Source organism: Arthrobacter sp. T2-23 (genome assembly GCF_055398325.1).
This window is the reverse complement of sequence record NZ_AP027917.1, coordinates 3,185,005-3,202,289: the sequence shown is the minus strand read 5'-3', so window position 1 is coordinate 3,202,289 and position 17,285 is coordinate 3,185,005. Positions and strand designations below refer to the sequence as shown.

The following is a 17,285-nucleotide window of genomic DNA, read 5'->3' as shown; positions in this document are numbered from 1 at the left end:
GCTGTGAAGACCAGTCCGCCCTCCTCCTCGATCGAGGACTACGTCAAGGTCATCTACTCCTTCACGGAGTGGCAGGACAAGCCCATCACCTCCACGCAGCTTGCCCAGCGCCTCGGCGTCGCGAATTCCTCGGTCTCCGAGATGGTCCGCAAGCTTAAGGACCAGGGCCTGGTGGACCACAAGCCCTACGGTGCGGTCACCTTGACCGATGACGGCGTCCGGCTTGCCCTCTCGATGGTCCGCAGGCACCGGCTGATCGAGACCTTCCTGGTCCAGGAGCTCGGCTACCGCTGGGACGAGGTGCACGACGAGGCCGAGCTGCTCGAACATGCCGTTTCCGACACCTTCATCGAGCGGATGGCGGCAAAGCTGGGGAACCCGGTCCGGGATCCGCACGGCGACCCGATTCCCGCCGCGGACGGCTCGGTCCTGATGCCCCCGGCCCACCGGATGAGCGAACTCGACGACGGCCACACCGGCCGGATCACCCGGATCAGCGACGAGAACCCCGAACTGCTGCGCTACCTCGCGGCCGAACAAATCGACCTGGACGCCGACGTCGAGGTCCTGGGCCGGAAACCCTTCGGCGGCCCCCTCGTGGTCAGGATCGGTCCCCCCGGCGAGACCCGCGAGGTCGACCTCGCCGACGCAGTGGCCGCCGCGCTCTGGGTGCACAGCAACACATCGCACGCGGGCTGCAGCATGGCCGGGCCCGCAATGGGTGCTGAATGAAGTCGCTGCACGCGGACCGCCCGGCCGCTGCCTCCGGGATGCCCGGGTGGCGGGCGTGGGCGGCAGTCGCCGTCGGCGGCCTGATCGGAACCGAGCTGCGCTACGGCGCTGGGCTGGCCTTCCCCGAAACCGCCGGCGCCGTGCCGTGGACCACCCTGGCGATCAACGTCCTGGGCAGCTTCGTCCTGGCCGCCCTGACCACCCTTTGGATCGCTCGGCCCCGCACCGCCTTCTGGCTCAGGGCCGGGCTTGGCCCGGGGCTGCTGGGTTCCTTCACCACGTTCTCGGCGCTGGCCCTCGCTATTGACCAGCTCGTCCGGGGCGGCTTCCACGCCGTGTGGCTGGCCTACCTCGCGCTGTCGCTGATCTTAGGACTCGGCGCGGCCGCGGCCGGCTGGAAGTCGGGCAAGGCGCTGGCCGACCTGAGCGGCAGGGCACAGTGACCGCCGCGCTGCTGATAGGGGTCTTCGGTGTGGCCGGCGCCCTGCTCAGGTTCGCCGTCGACTCCTGGTTTGCCCACCGGCCGGGCCCGCATCCGCACTGGCCATGGGCAACCCTGACGGTCAACGTCGTCGGATCCCTTATCATCGGGCTCTCCCTCGGTGCCACCCCGCGGCTGGGCCTCGGCCCCGAGTGGCAGGCCGCCCTCGCCAGCGGCCTGGCCGGCGGCTTGACCACGTTCAGCTCCTGGACCACCGCCACTATCCGGCTGGTCAGCGAGGGGCGCTACCGGGCCGCCGCGCTCAACGTGGCCGCCAACCTGGCCGCAGGCCTCGCCGCGGCCGCCCTCGGCATCGCCCTCGCCGCCTAGGCGCCGTCAGTACCCGCACTGTCCGCGACCTCCCGCGGCGGGTTCCGGATCCCGACGGCGGAGGCCGCGGCGCCGGCGATGAAGAGCCCGGCGGTGACCATCGCCGTGCCGTGCAGCCCCGCCGTCGTAATCACCGGCCCGGTGATGAGCCCGGCGAACGCGATGGTCACCAGGCCAGCGATGCGGGCGACGGCGTTGTTTACAGCCGAACCGATCCCGGCTTCCTCCGGATCGACGGCGCCAAGAATCGCCGAGGTCAGCGGCGCCACAGTCACGGCCAGTCCGATCCCAAAGACCACCATCCCCGGGAAGACCTGGCCAAAATAGTCCAGCGGCAACCCGACGCCCAGCAACATCACGAAGCCGGTCGCGCACAGCAGCGGCCCCGCGGTCATAAACCAGCGCGGACCGAAGCGGCCGGAGAGTGCACCGATCCGGGCGGAGAGCAGGAGCAGGATCAGGGTGGAGGGCAGCAGGGCGAATCCGGCGGCCGTGGCACCGAGCCCGGCGACCTGCTGCAGAAAGAGCCCCAGGACGAAGAAACCCAGGTTCAGCGCGCCGTAGATCACCGTGGTGGCGATGTTCCCCCAGCCGAAGTTGCGGATGGCGAACAACCGCAGCGGCATCATCGGCCCCCGGGTGCTCCGCTCATGGACCAGGAACGCGACGAGCCCGGCGAGGCCGACGACCAGCGGCAGCCAGACCTGCGGGTGGCCCCAGCCGAGGGCCCCGCGTTCGATGAAGGCGTAGACGATGCCGCCGAGGCCGATGACCGCGAGCACCGTTCCCTTGAGGTCGATGGTGCTGCCGGGCGCGCGGTCCAGGTCGAGCTCGCGCAGCCGGCGCAGTGCGGGCCAGACCGCGACCGCCGGGACGACGTTGAGGAAGAAGATGAGCCGCCACGTGAACACGTCCACGGAGACGCCCCCGAGCAGCGGGGCGGCGACGATGGCCCCTGACGTCCAGGCGGACCATTTGCCGATCGCCGCGGACTGCGCCGGGCCGCTGAAAACGGTGACGATCAGTGCCAGCGAACTGGGGACCAGCAGGGCCCCGGCGACGCCTTGAAGGCCGCGGGCCACTATCAGCGACTCACCGCTCCAGGCGAGGCCGCACAGCACCGAGGTGGCGGTGAAACCGGCGAGGCCCCATTGCAGGACCCGCACCCGGCCGAACTGGTCCGACAGGGAGCCGGCAACCAGGATCAGCGCGCCCAGGGTCAGCAGGTAGGCGTCCACCACCCACTGCTGGACCACCAGTCCGCCGCCGAGCTCCCGTCCGATGGCCGGGAGGGCAAGGTTGACCACCGAGCCGTCCAGAAAGGCGATGAAGGACGCGACAATCGCCGCGTACAGCACGCGCTTCTCGACGCTGGACATGGCTGCGGCGGGGGTACCGGACATGGCTGCTGCCTTCCTCACTGCCCGCCTGGGAGGGGGCACCGGCTTTGGACTGAGCCTAGCACCGGAGCACCGGAGACTACCGGTGTCCCCGGATCCGGTAAAATTGCAGGATGGTTACGAGACGTGAAGCTGCCCAAGTCCTTGATATTCCGCTGGAAATGGCCAACCGTCACGGTATTCCCTCCCGCCTGTCCGAGGCCGAACTCGGCGAACTGCTGGACAGCCCGCCAGCCTGGCTGGTCCAGTCCCGGGCCAACCGGACCGGCAAGCGACCGGTCTGGGTCCAGCTGAGCTGCGCCGTCTGCGGCTTCGCCGAAACGGCCAGGCCAAAGAAGTGGTGGCCGGAGTTCAGCTACGTCTGCTGCGCCCATCACGCGCCCTACGAACTTCCCTCACCCGACGCCGGGCTGGTCCGCAGCGAGTACGAAGGCGTCGGGAGCCGCTTCATCGGCATCGTGGACGTCGCGGTACCCGAGGCGTAGCCTTAAAAGCACGGGCTCATCCCGGGCCCCCACCTTTTAGGGAGCGCGCAAAATGCCTGACAAGTCGCCGCACCGGCACCTCACCAAGAAGCCGGTCAAAACCATCAAGGAAAAACGGGCCGAGAAAAAGGCCAAGCACATCGTGGACGAGCACACCGATCCGGTGGCGCACATCAAGAAGCGCTGACCGCGGCCGTCCCGCGGCTACGGACGACGACGTCCAGCACAGCAAAAAGGCCGGAAGCTGATGCTTCCGGCCTTTTGCTACGGGGTGGAGCTCCGTTGCCGGTGCTCCGTCTGTGGAGATGGGGGGAATTGAACCCCCGTCCGATGTCGTGTTGTCAGGGCTTCTCCGGGCGCAGTTTGCGTCGGATTTTCTCGGCCCCAGCCATGCTGCAAACAGCTGGCTGATCCGGGCCCAGTCATCTAAGAGTCCCGTTCACCCCGATGACGGAGGTAAACAGCAGTGGCTATCTAAATGACGCCAGGATCCGGGGCAATAGCAACCTCGGGCTGACGGACTGTCTTACTGCTTAGGCAGCGAGAGCGAAGTCAGTGCGTTTTGATTCGGCACTTATTGGTTTGCAGACAGCGTTTACGAGATAATTCTGCATCCTCGGCCCGCTTCACCTGTCGCGACTAACATCGTCGAAACCGATCATCCCCGTATTTTTTTATCAACTGTTTTCTTCAAACCCAGGTTGCGATCCCTGCGGATCCTTCCCGGACTACCAATCATAACGCAACGTTCGCCGGATTCATTCCCGGCCGCACCGCAGGCGAGGCCCGGGCATCAGGCCCGGTTCCGCTCCCGCATCACGCGGAGGGCCTCGCGCTTGTCCTGCTGCTCGCGCAGCGTCTGGCGCTTGTCGTATTCCTTCTTACCGCGGGCGACGCCGATCTCCACCTTGGCGCGGCCGTCCACAAAATACAGCTGCAGCGGCACAATCGTGAAGCCCGATTCGCGGATCTTGTGAGAGATCTTGGTCAGCTCATCGCGGTGCAGGAGCAGCTTCCGACGCCGGCGGGCGGCGTGGTTGGTCCAGCTCCCCTGGTGGTACTCGGGGATGTGGATGCCCTCCATCCACAACTCGTCGTTGTAGAAGGTGCAGAAGCCGTCGACCATGGACGCGTGGCCCTCGCGCAAGGACTTCACTTCGGTACCCATGAGCGCGATGCCAGCCTCATAGGTATCCATGATGTGGTAGTCGTGCCGGGCCTTGCGGTTGGTGGCCACTACCTTCCGGCCACTTTCTTTGGGCACGGTCAAACTCCTCAGTCGATGGAACGGGTCACTTCCAGTTTAGAGCAGGCCCATCGGGTCGACAGCCCGGCCGTTGACCCAGGTCTCGAAGTGCGAATGGCAGCCGGTCGAGTTGCCGGTAGTCCCGGAGTACGCGATCAGCTGGCCCTGGCTGACCTGCTGGCCCGCGGAGACCACCACCGAGGTGTTGTGGTAGAAAATCGTGGTCAGCGAGTTGCCCTGCACCACGCCGTGGGAGATCTTCACGTGGTTGCCGCCGCCGTCGTTCCCCCAGCCCGCCGAGTACACGGTGCCGGCCGCAGGTGCAAAGACCGGTGTCCCGCAGGGGGCGCCGAAGTCGATGCCGGTGTGCATATAGCCGCCTTGGCCGTAGAAGTCGATGGTGCCCGGCGGGGTCGCGCGCCAGCCGAAGCCCGAGGTGATCGGAATGCCGTTGAACGGGCTGCGCAGGCCGAATGCGGACACCGGACCCGGGGCCGCGGGAACGTAGGGCTGGACAGCCTGTCCCTGGGCACGCGCCGCCGCAGCAGCGGCCTCGGCGATCCGCCGCTGCTCGGCTTCCCAGGCCTCGCGCAGTTTCCGGTCGCGCTCGACGATTTCCGCGGCGACGGCGTCCTGCTGGGCCTTGACCTGGGCGAGCTGGTTCTGGATGCCCGGCTTCGCCGCCTGCAGTTCGCCATTGAGGCGCGTAGTATCGGCGATCAGCTTGTCCACTTGGGCCTTCTGAGCCTCGGCCTCGTCGCGGGCAGCTTTCTCGCGGGCCAGCGCGGCGTCGGCCTTGGCCTTGAGGTCCTTGATCTCGGCTTCGACGGCCTGCAGCCGCGCCTGCGAGTTCACGTTGGTGGCGTTCTGCTGGGTGAGCTTGTCCATCGCGGAGTTCTGGCTGCGCAGGGCCTGGTCCGCAAGATCGATGGTGTCTGTGAGGCTGCCGCCCTGGTTCGAGCCGAAGAAGAGCGAGAGGTTGGACGGCACGCCGCCGGACTTGTACGCCTGCGTGGCGATCTGCCCGATCAGTTTCTTGGTTTCGGTGATCTTCTGCTTGTCGTTCTCAAGCTGCTGGGTGATTTTGGCTTTGTTCTGCTGGGCGAGGTCCACCCGCGCGGCGAGGGCCTCGACTTCCTTGACGGCGCCGGCCACCCGGCCCTGCGCATCGAGCAGTGCCTGCTGGGCGCCCGGAAGCTGGCCCTGGTAGACCACCAGGTCCCCGGCGGCCTTGGCGATCTTCGCGTCCACGAATTCGAGGGACTGCTGCACGCGCGCGGCCTCGGCGTCGAGGGCCGCCTGCTGGTCTTCGAGCGTGTCGGCGAAGGCCACCGGCGTCGAGGCGCCCAGGTTGGCTGCCAGGAGCAGCACCACCGCGGCACTGATCAGGCGGCTGCGGCGGCCGGCGCGGCCGGCCGGGGCGGTGCGTCGGGCCATCGGTGTCATGAGCATTCCTCTTCGTTGCGCAAAGCTAAACCCTCAAGTAGCGGCGGAGGGTCAGGAGTGATGATATCCCGGCGAGCAGGACGCCCAGGCCGATCAGGGCGGGAGCCAGGATCAGCGTCTGGGCCGGGGAAATGAACGCCGTGTCCGGATACTGCTTGGACAGGAACTCGCCGAGGAAGAAGTGCGCGACGGCCCAGAGAGTGCCGGAAGCGAGGGCCGCGCCGATCACGGCGGCAATCACGCCCTCCAGGATGAAGGGCAGCTGGATCACGGTCTTGGACGCTCCCACGAGGCGCATGATCCCGGTTTCCCGGCGGCGGCTGAAGGCGGAGAGCCGGATGGTAGTGGCGATCAGCAGGATGGCACAGACGATCATGACCCCGGCCACGCTGACCGCCACGAGGGAGGCGGCGTTCATCGCGGAGAAGAGCCGTTCCAGCAACTGGCGCTGGTCGATCACGGACTCCACGCCGGGCTGGGAGGAGAAGTTTTCGCTGATCACCTGGTACTTTTCGGGCTCCTTCAGGTTGATCCGGAAGGAGGCAGGGAGCTGGTCCGGGGTGACCGAGTCCACGATCGGCGAGTTGGAGAACTGTTCCTTGAAGTGCCGGTAGGCGTCGTCTTTGGATTCAAACTGGAAATCATTGACGTACTGGGCCACGGACGGGGACTGCAGCAGCTTGCGCAAGGCGTCCTGCTGCTCCGGCGTCGCCGGCCCGGTGGCGCAGCCTGGCGCCGTCGAACCGTCGCTGCAGAGGAAGACGGCGACCTGGACCTTGTCGTACCAGTAGCCCTTCATCTGGTTGATCTGCAGCTGCAGCATGGCCGCCGCGCCCACAAAGGTCAGGGAAACGAAGGTGACCAGGATGACGGAGACCACCATGGACAGGTTGCGGCGCAGGCCGCTGCCGATCTCGGCCAGGATGAAGGCGAGCCTCACAGCTGGCCCTCCCCGCTCGCGTCCCGCAGCCGGCGGGACTGCCCGACCACCGGCATCATCGAGGTGTACAGCGCCCGGGCCTCGTCACGGATGACGACGCCGTTGCGCAGTTCCACGACGCGTTTGCGCATCTCGTTGACGATGTCGTCGTCGTGCGTGGCCATCACCACGGTGGTGCCATTCTGATTGATCTTGTCGAGGACGCCCATGATGCCCATCGAGGTGGTGGGGTCCAGGTTTCCGGTGGGTTCGTCGGCCAGCAGGATGCCGGGACGGTTGACGACGGCGCGGGCGATCGCCACGCGCTGCTGCTCACCGCCGGAGAGCTCGTGCGGCAACCGGTTCTCTTTGCCTTCGAGTCCCACGGTCTTGAGGACTTCGGGGACGGTTTCGCGGATGACGCTGCGGCTCCGGCCGATGACCTGCATGGCGAAGGCGACGTTGGCGAACACGGTTTTCTGCGGCAGCAGGCGGAAGTCCTGGAAGACGACGCCGATCCCCCGGCGCAGCCGCGGCACCCGCCAGCTGGAAATCTTGGCCACGTTCTGGCCGGCGACGTAGACGGCGCCGGAGGATGCGCGGTCCTCCTTCAGCACGAGCCGAAGGAAGGTGGACTTGCCGGAGCCGGAGGCGCCGACGAGGAAGGCGAATTCGCCGCGGTCAATCTCAAGGTTGATCGAATCCAGCGCCGGTCGCGCTTTCTGGTCGTAGACCTTGGTGACATTTTCGAAACGGATCATGGCCCTAAATACCCTGCAGGAGCCGGGCATTTTTCAGACCAGTTCTGCTGCCGGGGCGCGGGCTTTCTTTTGGGGGAAGTAGGGCACCGGCCCCTCGACTATACGCACGGGTAACGTCGCCGGGGCGGGAACGCGGGGGCGTGTCGCGGGATTTCGGCTGCTTTGTCCGGGGCTACTTCTCGGCGTTGCGGTTGTCGGTCCGCCAGCGGATGCCCGCGTCGATGAAGTCGTCGATCTCGCCGTCGAACACGGCGGAGGTGTTGCCCACCTCGTGTTCGGTGCGCAGGTCCTTGACCATCTGGTACGGGTTGAGCACGTAGGAGCGCATCTGGTCGCCCCAGGACGCTTTCACATCGCCGGCAAACGCCTTCTTGTCGGCGTCCTCCTGCTCCTTCTTGAGCAGCAGCAGGCGGGACTGCAGCACACGCATGGCGGCCGCACGGTTTTGCAGCTGCGACTTCTCGTTCTGCATGGAGACGACGGTGCCGGTGGGGAGGTGGGTCAGGCGCACTGCGGAGTCCGTGGTGTTGACCGACTGGCCGCCCGGGCCGGAGGAGCGGAAGACGTCGACGCGGATTTCGTTGTCCGGGATCTCGATGGAGTCGGTCTGCTCGATTAGCGGGATGACCTCGACGGCGGCGAAAGAGGTCTGCCGGCGGCCCTGGTTGTCGAAGGGGCTGATCCGGACCAGCCGGTGGGTGCCCGCCTCGACGCTCAGGGTTCCGAAGGCGTAGGGGGCCTTGACCTCGAAGGTGGCGGACTTCAGCCCGGCCTCTTCGGCGTAGGACGTGTCCATGATGGTGGTCGGATAGCTGTGGCGTTCGGCCCAGCGCAGGTACATCCTCAGCAGCATCTCGGCGAAGTCCGCCGCGTCCACGCCGCCGGCGCCGGCGCGGATGGTGACCACGGCTTCGCGCTCGTCGAACTCGCCGGAGAGCAGGGTGACGACCTCAAGGTCCTTCAGCGACTTGCGGATGGATTCCAGTTCCGCGGCTGCCTCACCCATCGAGTCGGCGTCGTCCTCGTCCTGGCCGAGCTCCACGAGTACTTCCAGGTCGTCGATCCGGGCGACGAGCTTGTTCAGCCGCTCCAGTTCCGACTGCTTGTGCGAGAGCTTGGAGGTGATGACCTGCGCCGCAGCGGGGTCGTCCCAGAGGTTCGGCTCACCGGCGCGCTCGCTCAGTTCGGCGATGTCTTCCTTCAGCGCCTCGACATTCGAAACGTTCTCGATGGAGGCGTAGGTGGCGCGCAGCGCGCGGATTTCTGCGGGAAAATCAATGTTTGCCATGGTTTTTCAAGCCTACCCCGGTTGCGCGTCAGCGCGTCAGCCGGGACCGCGCCGTCGAAGTCGCCTCGATCCGGACCCCGTCCGGGATCAGGAAGTTGACGATCGGCGGGTGCACCGCGGCGCTCAGGACCCCGACGGCGGTGGATCCGTCCGGGCTGCGCGTGGCCGGGGCGACTGCGAGGCCGCTGAACCGGCCGAAGGCGCCGGTGCGGTTCAGGTAGTCGGTGGCGGTGCTGCGGACCCGGCCGGCGCTGAGGACAGCGGTGGGCCTGCCCGCGGAGTTTTCCAGTTGCCCCAAGGTGAAGCTGTCCGCGGCGGCCACCGAGGCCCCATCCGCCAGGGACAACAGTTTTTTGTGCTCGATGTACACGCTGGAGGCACCCGCGACGGCGGCGGTGACGAGCAGGGCGAGCAGCACGTAACCGATGATCAACACCATCAGCTGCCCGTCCTCGCCGCGGCTGGTTCCCCTGCTGACGCGCGCCGCGGACCCGGCGGTCATCGGAACCGCCCGACGAGCTGGGTGGCTGAGGCGCTCAGCTGCCCGGCGTCGAGCCTCAGCACGTCGCTGAACGGCACGAACGGCAGCGGCACCGTGAGGTGGACGGTAACGGTGACCGCGGACCCGGGCGCCGTGCAGTCGGCCGGCTCGCAGCTGGTTTCCAGGCTGGCATTCTCAGCCGGGTGGCCGTAGTCGGCGAGCGCCAGCTGCACGGCCTGCTCGGCGGCGGCCCGGCCGCTCGCCGCATCGGGCTGGGCCACGTAAACCTTCGCCGCCTGGTCCGCGGCGCCCACCACTGCAAAGGAGCCGCCCTGGAGCTGGCCCACCGTGATGATGAAGTACACCACCGGCACCATCAGCAGCAGGCAGAGGAAGGTGAATTCGACGACGGCGCTCCCACGCTCGCCGTCGCCGCCGTCAGGGCTGGATGGCGGCATGTCCTTTCACCTCCAGGAGTGCGCGCGGGCCGATCAGGCCGATGACGGGCAGCGGGGCGCGGACCGTCACCTCGAGGGTGCGGATGCCGGCGTAGCTGGTCTCCGTGGTGCTGACATCCCGGGCAAACTCCGGGGTGAGAGCGACGCCGATCAGCTGCGTGGTGCGTTCCCGGGCGTCGGCGGTGGTGCGGTCGGCCAGGGTGCCGTACCGGGCGCCTGAGGCGGCGGCATCGATCAGCGTGTTCCGGACGTGCAGCACCAGGGCAAGCTGCACGATCCCCAAGAAGAACAGGGTGAGGAGGGCGCCGACCAGGACGAAGTCCACCACAGCGGAGCCGCGTTCGCCGCCGGCACTACGGGCGGCGCCGGCGGCGCCGGGTGCGCGGGCGGCGCTGGGTGCGACCGTGGTCCGGCCACCGGTTCCGCGCGCTGGGTCCACCGCCTACTGCCCGACTTTTTGCATGGCCTGGTTGAAGAGCCCCTCCAGCGCCGGGCCTGCGAGCGCCAGCAGTGCGGCCACGAGCACGGCCGACATCAGTGTGATCATGACCCAGCCGGGCACGTCCCCGCGTTCGCCCGGGTCGCGGCGTACCGGTGGCCGGGTAGCCGCCGCCCCCGCGGCCCCGGAGCGCCACACCAGCATGCCCGCCAGGCGGACCATCAACATCGCGCGAATACCCATAGTCTTCACTGCTTCCCCTTTGTTTCGGTTGGTCATTGCGCCCCGCTCAAAGTCCCAGGCTGATGGCCGCCAGGCCCGGGAAGACGGCGAATACGACCGTCAGCGGCAACACGCCGAAGACGAGCGGGACCATCATGCCGATTTCCTTCCGGCCGGCGGATTCCATCAGTTCGCGCTTGGCGGTGTCGCGCACGTCCTGCGCCTGCGCACGCAGAACGTCCGCCAGCGGCGTCCCGCGTTCCACCGCCACGATCAGCCCGTCAACAAACCGGACCAGCGGTCCCAGCTCGGTGCGGGACGAAAATTCCTGCAGGGCATCGGCCAGCGGTTTGCCGGCCCGGGTGTCGGCAAGCACCCGGGAAAACTCCTTCGACAACTCCCCCTGCGTTCTGCGGCACACCCGGTCCAGGGCGCCGGTGGCGCTCTCCCCTGCGCTCACGGCCAGGGCCATCAGCTCGGCCACACTGGGGAACTCCGCCATCATGCGGGCTTCGCGCTTCCTGATGTGCGCCCCCAGCACGTAGTCGCGGAGCAGGAAACCGGCGAGGCCGGAGCCGGCGACGATCAGCACCGCGAACAGCGGGTTGAACCGGCCGATCGCTCCTCCAAGGAGCACCGTGCCCGCAGCCGCCACGAATCCGCCGGCCGCCCAGAGCAGCTGCTCCGCACGGAAATCGACCGATGACTTGCTGCTTCCGGCCCGGGCAAGCCTGCGGTTGAGCGCCGACGAGCCCGGGTTGAGCCTGCCCAGCGCCCGGACCCAGTCACGGACCACCGGGCGCAAAATCCGTTCCAGCGGGCCGAAGGGGGTGACGTTGCCGGGTGTGGCGCGCAGCAGCCGGGATTCCAGGTTGTGGGACCTGAGCTGCGGTCCGATGCGCTCCGCGAAGCTGATGGGCCGCAGAAATGGCAGCCGCACCAAGAACAGCCAGAGACCGCCGCCCAGCACGACGCCGCAGACCACGGCGCTGGCCATAATCCCGGTCACCGGAGGACCCGTTCGTCCTGCGGGAGGGCGCCGATCCGGAGCATCACGGCGTAGGAAAACAAGGAGACCACCAGTCCGCCGAGCAGCACCGCCGCCCCGACGGGCGAGTTGTAGGCGGCTACAGCCTCGGGCCGGCTGGCGAGGAGCGCCAGGACAATCCACGGCGCGGCCACGGCGAGCCGGGCGGCGTTGACCGTCCACGACTGCCGGGCCTCCAGTTCGTTGCGGGTCCGGGCGTTCTCCCGCAGGAATTCCGCGAGGGTGCCCAACAGCCGGCCCAAGTCCGATCCCCCAACCTCCCGGGTCAGCCGGAGCGCCTCGACGATGCGGTCCGCAACCGGGTCGGCAAGCCGTTCCTTCAGCCGGCTCAGGGCCGGGTCGAACTGGCCTCCGGAGCGGTAGTCCGCCCCAAAGTCGCGGAACAGCGGGCGCAGCTCGGACGGCCCTTTCTCGCCCAGCTGGATCAGCGCCTCCGGCAGCGACAGGCCAGCCCGGATGGCGGAGCGCAGGTGATCGACGACGTCGGGCCACAGCTCACGGAGCACGGCCGAGCGTTTCCGGGCCCGCCACTTCACGAGGCCCAGCGGCAGCCAGCCCCCGAACAGGCCAAAACAGCCCGAAATCGGCCAGGATCTGGTGCCCGCGAAGAACATGAGGGTGACGAAGGCACCGATACCGCAACACGTCGCCAGCAGGCCAAGCCGGCTGACTTTTTCAATGCCGGCGGCCCGCAGCAGGTCCTCCAGCCGGCTGACACGCGGCGGGCGCACCGGTGTCCGCGGTTGTTCCCAGGCAGACCACCAGACCAGCAGCAGTCCGGCGCCGCCAAGCACCCCCAGCAGCGGCGCCATCAGCGCGGCTCCAGCAGCGCCGCGACGTCGTACCCGGAGCGGGCAAACTTCTCCGCCGCGGGCATAGAGTTCGCCCTGGGCCGCAGCCGGCCGTCGGCCAGGTCGAAGACCATGGACGATTCGATGACGCCGTTTTCCACCCGCCGGCCCAGCGAGAGGATCTCGGTGACCTGGCGTCGCCCGTTCGGAAGCCGGCTGCAGTGGACCACCAGGTCGATGCAGGAGGCCACGGTTGGGACGACGAAGGCACTGGAGATGTTCTCGCCGGCCAGCAGCGGCAGCGTGCAGATCTTCGTGACCGCGTCGTGGGCCGAGTTCGCATGGACGGTGCACATGCCGGGAAGGCCCGAATTCAAAGCTATGAGCATGTCCAGGCTTTCGGCTTCCCGGACTTCGCCGACCACCAAGCGGTCCGGCCGCATCCGCAGGGCCTCCTTGACCAGGCGGCGGAGCGGAATTTCGCCCTCCCCCTCGAGGTTCGGCTGACGGCACTGCAACCCCACGACGTCGCGGAGCGGGAACTGGAGCTCGAAGATCTCCTCCACCGTGACCACCCGTTCGCGGGTGCCGATGCTGGCGGCGAGGCAATTCAGCATGGTGGTCTTACCTGCCTGGGTCGCGCCGGAAACCAGGATGTTCAGCCCGCTGGCCACCGCGGCGCCGAGGAACCGGGCTGACTGCGGGGTGAGCGTCCCCAGCTCCACGAGGTGCTCGAGCCGGCTGGCCTTGACCACGAACTTGCGGATGTTGATGGCCCAGTGGCGCCGGGTGACATCAGGGATAACGACGTGCAGCCGCGAACCGTCGGGCAGCGCGGCATCGACGAACGGGGAGGACATGTCCAGCCGGCGGCCCGAGCTCTTGAGCATGCGCTCCACGAGGTCACGGACATGTTGCTCGGTCAGGGCGATGGACGTCAGTTCCGACTCGCCGTTGCGGGCCACGAAGATTTCGTCCGGCGCATTGAGCCAGATCTCCTCGATCGCGGGGTCGTCCAGCAGCGGCTGCAGCGGTCCGAAGCCGGCCACGGCGTCAAACACGAACCGTCGGGCCGTTTCGAGGGAACCGATGGGCGGAAGCGGCGCCAGTAGGGCTCGTTCGTCGTAGTCGCTGATTGCCTCTTCCACCAGGCGCCGGACTTCGCCGGCCTGCCGGAGTGGGTCCAGCCCGCGGCGGCGGATCAGCTCGCGGACCTCGTCCTCGACGATGCGCACAGCTTCCACGGTGCCCCCAACATGACCGCTACCCCTCCCCCTGGGGCAGTGCAACTGGGGTTAAAGCTAAGGGCGTACGCCGTCACGGACAAGGGCCTTGCCCGCAGCAGGTGGAAAACCCCGGAAATCCGTTATAACAACGTTCACATCCGCAACATCCGAAACTCTGGTTTCACTCTTGGCGCGGTGTTAGGGTTGGCGCGACAAGTCAGACATTCTCGCAGCCGGGGCCACTTTTAGGAGCTGGATCCGGCGTCGAGACCCTTATGACGCTGCTGCAGAGAGCGTCGTTGCTCCGGAGCGGAAATGAAGCGGACCCAAGCTAACCACAAGCCCCATTACGGCCGGCAAGCCGGCGCCGTGCTGCTGGCAGCCGCCGTTCTGACCGGCCTAGCCCTGCCTGCCCGGGTGGCTGCGCTCGAGCCTTCCCCGACCACACCGGCCGCCGCTACCGCGACGCCGCCTGCCGCTCCCGCAGCATCGACCGCTCCGAGTGTGCCGCCTACCCCGACGCCGTCGCCCACCACCACCGCATCGAAGGGCGTTCCGGCGCAACCTACTGCACCGTTGCCCTCGGCCCCGGCAGCCGCGGACTACCGCGCGGCCATGGCTCGGGCAACCGCTGGCGGCGGGGCGGAAATGGGACGGGGCCTGGCGGCCGCAACGGGAACCGCCGCCAGGGCCCTGACGACGCAGGGAACATGGCAGCCAACGTTCGGCGTCTCGGGCTTGGACGTCAGCGAACACCAGCCCTCCGTCGACTGGGGGAAGCAGTGGAACCTGGGAGCACGGTTCGCCTACATCAAAGCGACCGAGGGAAACTACTACACAAATCCGATCTTCGGCTCCCAGTACGCCGGGGCGCAGGCCGCAGGACTCATCCGCGGCGCGTACCACTACGCCAACCCGGCGGCCTCCACCGGGGCAGACCAGGCAAGAATTTTCGTGGCGAGCGGCGGTGGCTGGTCCGGCGACGGCTACACCATGCCCCCGGTCCTGGACTTCGAGGGAAATCCCTATGCAGGCCGGACCATCAACGGCTACTACCAGGGCAACATCTGTTATGACATGTCTCCGGATGCACTGACCGCCTGGGCCCGGGACTTCAGCAACACCATGCTGTCGCTGACGGGCCGCCTGCCCGTTATCTACACCGGTAATTACTGGTGGAAGGACTGCGTCGGAAACCCCCTGGGCTTCGGCGACAACCCGCTGTGGCTGGCCTCCTACCCCAGCGCGCCCTCGGACAACGCCGGCCCCATCCCGGCCAGCTGGTCCGCCTACAGCATCTGGCAGTACGCCGATTCCGGACAATTCGCCGGGGATCAAAATGTCTGGGCCGGGGACTACGCCGGCCTGCAGCGCTTCGCCAATGGAACGCCGCCACCGCCACCGACCGACCCCTCCCGGAAGGTCTTCTCGCCGGGAGATTTCGACGGCGACGGAATTCCCGACCTCATTGAGCGCCGTGCGAATGGTGAGCTTTGGCTGCATTCCGGTGACGGCGCCGGGCACTACACGGTGAGCCGGAGAATTGGCACCGGCTGGGAGATCTACGACAGCCTGGTCGGCGTGGGCGATTACAACGGGGACGGCCGGAATGACATTGTGGCACGAAAGCTGGACGGCTCCCTGTGGTTCTATGCCGGCACCGGGGTCGTGTCCGCTTCGAGCGAAGGCTACCGGGGCGGCGTCAAGATCGGCAACTTCGGCTGGGACGCCTTTAATGCCATCCTTGGCGTCCGCGACTTCGACGGCGACGGCAAGGCGGACCTCCTCGCCCGGACCCCGGACGGAAGCCTATACCTCTACTCCGGCCTCGGCAACGGCCAGACTGGAAACGGCCGGAAAATCGACTTCGGTTGGGAGGTCTTCGACCAACTGACAGCCATCCAAGACTTCGACGGAAACGGCACCAGCGATCTGGTGGGCCGCAAGCCGGACGGCACCCTCTGGTTCTACGCGAACTCCGGGAAAGTCACGCTAGTCAATCCCCAGCAGATCGGCACCGGCTGGGGCATCTATGACCAGATCATAGGCACCGGCGACGGCAATGGCGACGGTCTCGCCGACTTCGTCGGAACCCAGGCCGACGGGTCCATCTACTTTTTCGCTGGCACCGCCATGCGGGACCAGGGCTATCTAAGCCCCCAGAAGATCGGCAACTTCGGATGGGACGCCTTCGACATGCTCGTGGGCACCAAGGATTTCAACGGCGACGGCAAGGCTGATCTGCTGGGCCGCATGCGGGACGGCAGCCTGTGGTTCTACCCCGGGACCGGCACGGGAGCCTACGGAGCGGCACGCAAGATCGGTAACTTCGGCTGGGACGGCTTCGACTCCCTCACCGCCGTTGGCGACTTCAACGGCGACGGCAAGAACGACCTCGTAGCCCGTAAGCCTGACGGCAGCCTGTGGCTGTACGCAGGGACGGGCCGCGTGGATGCCGGCAGCAACGGCTACCTCCCGGCCGTCCAGATCGGCAAATTCGGCTGGGACGCGTTCAGCGACATTATCGGGACCGGGGACCTGGACCGAGACGGCAAGAACGATCTCCTTGCCCGCGGCAAGGACGGCTCGCTGTGGCTCTACCGCGGCACCGGCGTCGTCAATGCCAGCAACAGCGGATACCTGCCCGGGGTGAAGATCGGCGCCTTCGGCTGGGAAGTCTTCGACCAAATCTTCGGCGTCGGCGATTTCAACAGCGACGGTAATAACGACGTGCTGGCCCGACGCCCGGATGGCACTCTGTGGTTCTATGCAGGAGACGGAACAGGCAAGCTTTTGCCGTCCCGCCGGATCGGGACCGGCTGGAACATCTTTGACCGCGTCGTTGCCGGCTGGAACCTCGACGGCGACCCGGCTCCGGACCTGGTGGCCCGCCGGCCGGACGGATCGCTCTGGAGCTACTCCGGAACCGGCATGAAACCCAACCAGGGTTACCTGGGAAGGGCGTTTGCCGGCAGCCTGTAACGCCGAAGCCCCGCTAAACCACGTCCTGGCCTGTCCGGGCCAGGACGCCGAAGCCCCCCGCTAAACCCCGTCCTGGCCTGTCCGATCCGGGACGCCGAAGCTGATACCTTGGATCATCATGCATTCAACGATTCCGGGCCGGTTGCCCCGTCTGATTCCGGCCCGGCACCGCTGATGCCAGGAGTCTCGAACTTCTCTTATTTTTGGCACTCCTCACCATGCCGTGGGTGTCGCCCCTCATGACGGTTCCGGACAAGCCATCTCAAACAATAGAGGCCGCGGCTCTGGCCCGAGGACAGTTTCTGGCGCATTGCAGCGGTAGACAGGTCGAACCGGTCATCACGCATGTGCCGTCACATTTTGCCCACCTGCAGGCCCAGAGGTTTGCCGCATTCAAGTCGAACGTAACGGCTGATTGTGCACCCGCCTCCAAGGGGAACAACCGTCAGCTGACGGCGGCCCCCACAACGGCTGGCAACTACGACCCGCTGCGAGGAACAACCTGCGCGGCGGTATTGCCCGCCTCCGAGTCATCTGTCCTCATGCGCGG

19 protein-coding genes and 1 other RNA gene are annotated in these 17,285 nt (G+C 67.3%); 6 read left to right on the top strand and 14 right to left on the bottom strand.

What is annotated here, in order from left to right; genetic code table 11:
- Positions 1-3 precede the first annotated feature (3 nt).
- The 3 genes from ACZ5Z0_RS14945 to ACZ5Z0_RS14935 are packed head-to-tail and all read left to right on the top strand — an operon-like array spanning position 4 to position 1,543.
- Positions 4-732, top strand: a complete 729-nt coding sequence (locus ACZ5Z0_RS14945) for a metal-dependent transcriptional regulator (protein ID WP_464109099.1) — start codon at positions 4-6, stop codon at positions 730-732.
- Positions 729-1,175 carry a fluoride efflux transporter FluC gene (locus ACZ5Z0_RS14940; RefSeq protein ID WP_464109098.1) on the top strand — a complete coding sequence of 149 codons (447 nt, stop codon included), beginning with the start codon at positions 729-731 and terminating at the stop codon, positions 1,173-1,175. Before ACZ5Z0_RS14945 ends, ACZ5Z0_RS14940 begins: the two co-directional genes overlap by 4 nt.
- Positions 1,172-1,543 carry a fluoride efflux transporter FluC gene (locus tag ACZ5Z0_RS14935; protein ID WP_464109097.1) on the top strand — a complete coding sequence of 124 codons (372 nt, stop codon included), beginning with the start codon at positions 1,172-1,174 and terminating at the stop codon, positions 1,541-1,543. Before ACZ5Z0_RS14940 ends, ACZ5Z0_RS14935 begins: the two co-directional genes overlap by 4 nt.
- Here ACZ5Z0_RS14935 and ACZ5Z0_RS14930 read toward each other — a convergent pair.
- Positions 1,540-2,946, bottom strand: a complete 1,407-nt coding sequence (locus ACZ5Z0_RS14930; RefSeq protein WP_464109096.1) for an MFS transporter — start codon at positions 2,944-2,946, stop codon at positions 1,540-1,542. The two genes, ACZ5Z0_RS14935 and ACZ5Z0_RS14930, sit on opposite strands and share 4 nt — an antisense overlap.
- Before the next feature lie 110 nt (positions 2,947-3,056).
- Here ACZ5Z0_RS14930 and ACZ5Z0_RS14925 point away from each other — a divergent pair, with 110 nt between their 5' ends.
- Both ACZ5Z0_RS14925 and ACZ5Z0_RS14920 read left to right on the top strand, forming a co-directional pair.
- Complete coding sequence (locus ACZ5Z0_RS14925; protein WP_464109095.1) at positions 3,057-3,428, top strand: hypothetical protein; 372 nt, start codon at positions 3,057-3,059, stop codon at positions 3,426-3,428.
- 52 nt (positions 3,429-3,480) lie between these two features.
- Positions 3,481-3,615 carry a hypothetical protein gene (locus ACZ5Z0_RS14920; RefSeq protein ID WP_261375082.1) on the top strand — a complete coding sequence of 45 codons (135 nt, stop codon included), beginning with the start codon at positions 3,481-3,483 and terminating at the stop codon, positions 3,613-3,615.
- Positions 3,616-3,725: 110 nt separating this feature from the next.
- Here ACZ5Z0_RS14920 and ssrA read toward each other — a convergent pair.
- The 13 genes from ssrA to ACZ5Z0_RS14855 form a co-directional block, all read right to left on the bottom strand.
- Positions 3,726-4,094: a transfer-messenger RNA gene (gene ssrA, locus ACZ5Z0_RS14915) on the bottom strand.
- A 127-nt stretch (positions 4,095-4,221) separates the two neighbouring features.
- Positions 4,222-4,692: an SsrA-binding protein SmpB gene (gene smpB, locus ACZ5Z0_RS14910; RefSeq protein WP_138768848.1), complete on the bottom strand. Its 471-nt coding sequence runs from the start codon at positions 4,690-4,692 to the stop codon at positions 4,222-4,224.
- A gap of 39 nt (positions 4,693-4,731) precedes the next feature.
- Positions 4,732-6,120 (bottom strand): peptidoglycan DD-metalloendopeptidase family protein, encoded by a 1,389-nt coding sequence (locus tag ACZ5Z0_RS14905; RefSeq protein ID WP_464109094.1) that lies wholly within the window; start codon positions 6,118-6,120, stop codon positions 4,732-4,734.
- Positions 6,121-6,145: 25 nt separating this feature from the next.
- Positions 6,146-7,060 carry a permease-like cell division protein FtsX gene (ftsX, locus tag ACZ5Z0_RS14900; protein ID WP_464109093.1) on the bottom strand — a complete coding sequence of 305 codons (915 nt, stop codon included), beginning with the start codon at positions 7,058-7,060 and terminating at the stop codon, positions 6,146-6,148.
- Entirely contained in the window at positions 7,057-7,800 is a 744-nt protein-coding gene (gene ftsE / locus ACZ5Z0_RS14895) for a cell division ATP-binding protein FtsE (RefSeq protein WP_138768845.1), read from the bottom strand. The genes ftsX and ftsE overlap by 4 nt, the downstream gene beginning before the upstream one ends.
- Positions 7,801-7,972: 172 nt before the next feature.
- Complete coding sequence (gene prfB / locus ACZ5Z0_RS14890; RefSeq protein ID WP_464109092.1) at positions 7,973-9,088, bottom strand: peptide chain release factor 2; 1,116 nt, start codon at positions 9,086-9,088, stop codon at positions 7,973-7,975.
- A 28-nt stretch (positions 9,089-9,116) separates the two neighbouring features.
- Positions 9,117-9,590: a pilus assembly protein TadG-related protein gene (locus ACZ5Z0_RS14885; protein ID WP_464109091.1), complete on the bottom strand. Its 474-nt coding sequence runs from the start codon at positions 9,588-9,590 to the stop codon at positions 9,117-9,119.
- Positions 9,587-10,027: a hypothetical protein gene (locus ACZ5Z0_RS14880; RefSeq protein ID WP_464109090.1), complete on the bottom strand. Its 441-nt coding sequence runs from the start codon at positions 10,025-10,027 to the stop codon at positions 9,587-9,589. Before ACZ5Z0_RS14880 ends, ACZ5Z0_RS14885 begins: the two co-directional genes overlap by 4 nt.
- The gene (locus ACZ5Z0_RS14875; protein WP_464110799.1) at positions 10,008-10,355 is read right to left on the bottom strand and encodes a TadE family protein; all 348 of its coding nucleotides are present in this window, start codon (positions 10,353-10,355) and stop codon (positions 10,008-10,010) included. Before ACZ5Z0_RS14875 ends, ACZ5Z0_RS14880 begins: the two co-directional genes overlap by 20 nt.
- A 114-nt stretch (positions 10,356-10,469) precedes the next feature.
- Positions 10,470-10,718: a hypothetical protein gene (locus tag ACZ5Z0_RS14870; protein WP_464109089.1), complete on the bottom strand. Its 249-nt coding sequence runs from the start codon at positions 10,716-10,718 to the stop codon at positions 10,470-10,472.
- A 37-nt stretch (positions 10,719-10,755) separates the two neighbouring features.
- Positions 10,756-11,697, bottom strand: a complete 942-nt coding sequence (locus tag ACZ5Z0_RS14865) for a type II secretion system F family protein (protein WP_464109088.1) — start codon at positions 11,695-11,697, stop codon at positions 10,756-10,758.
- The gene (locus ACZ5Z0_RS14860; protein WP_464109087.1) at positions 11,694-12,548 is read right to left on the bottom strand and encodes a type II secretion system F family protein; all 855 of its coding nucleotides are present in this window, start codon (positions 12,546-12,548) and stop codon (positions 11,694-11,696) included. The genes ACZ5Z0_RS14865 and ACZ5Z0_RS14860 overlap by 4 nt, the downstream gene beginning before the upstream one ends.
- On the bottom strand, positions 12,548-13,771 hold the full coding sequence (locus tag ACZ5Z0_RS14855) for a CpaF family protein (protein WP_464109086.1): 1,224 nt from the start codon (positions 13,769-13,771) through the stop codon (positions 12,548-12,550). Before ACZ5Z0_RS14855 ends, ACZ5Z0_RS14860 begins: the two co-directional genes overlap by 1 nt.
- Before the next feature lie 297 nt (positions 13,772-14,068).
- Between ACZ5Z0_RS14855 and ACZ5Z0_RS14850 the strand changes: the two genes are divergently transcribed.
- Positions 14,069-16,735, top strand: a complete 2,667-nt coding sequence (locus ACZ5Z0_RS14850; RefSeq protein ID WP_464109085.1) for a GH25 family lysozyme — start codon at positions 14,069-14,071, stop codon at positions 16,733-16,735.
- Positions 16,736-17,285: the final 550 nt, after the last annotated feature.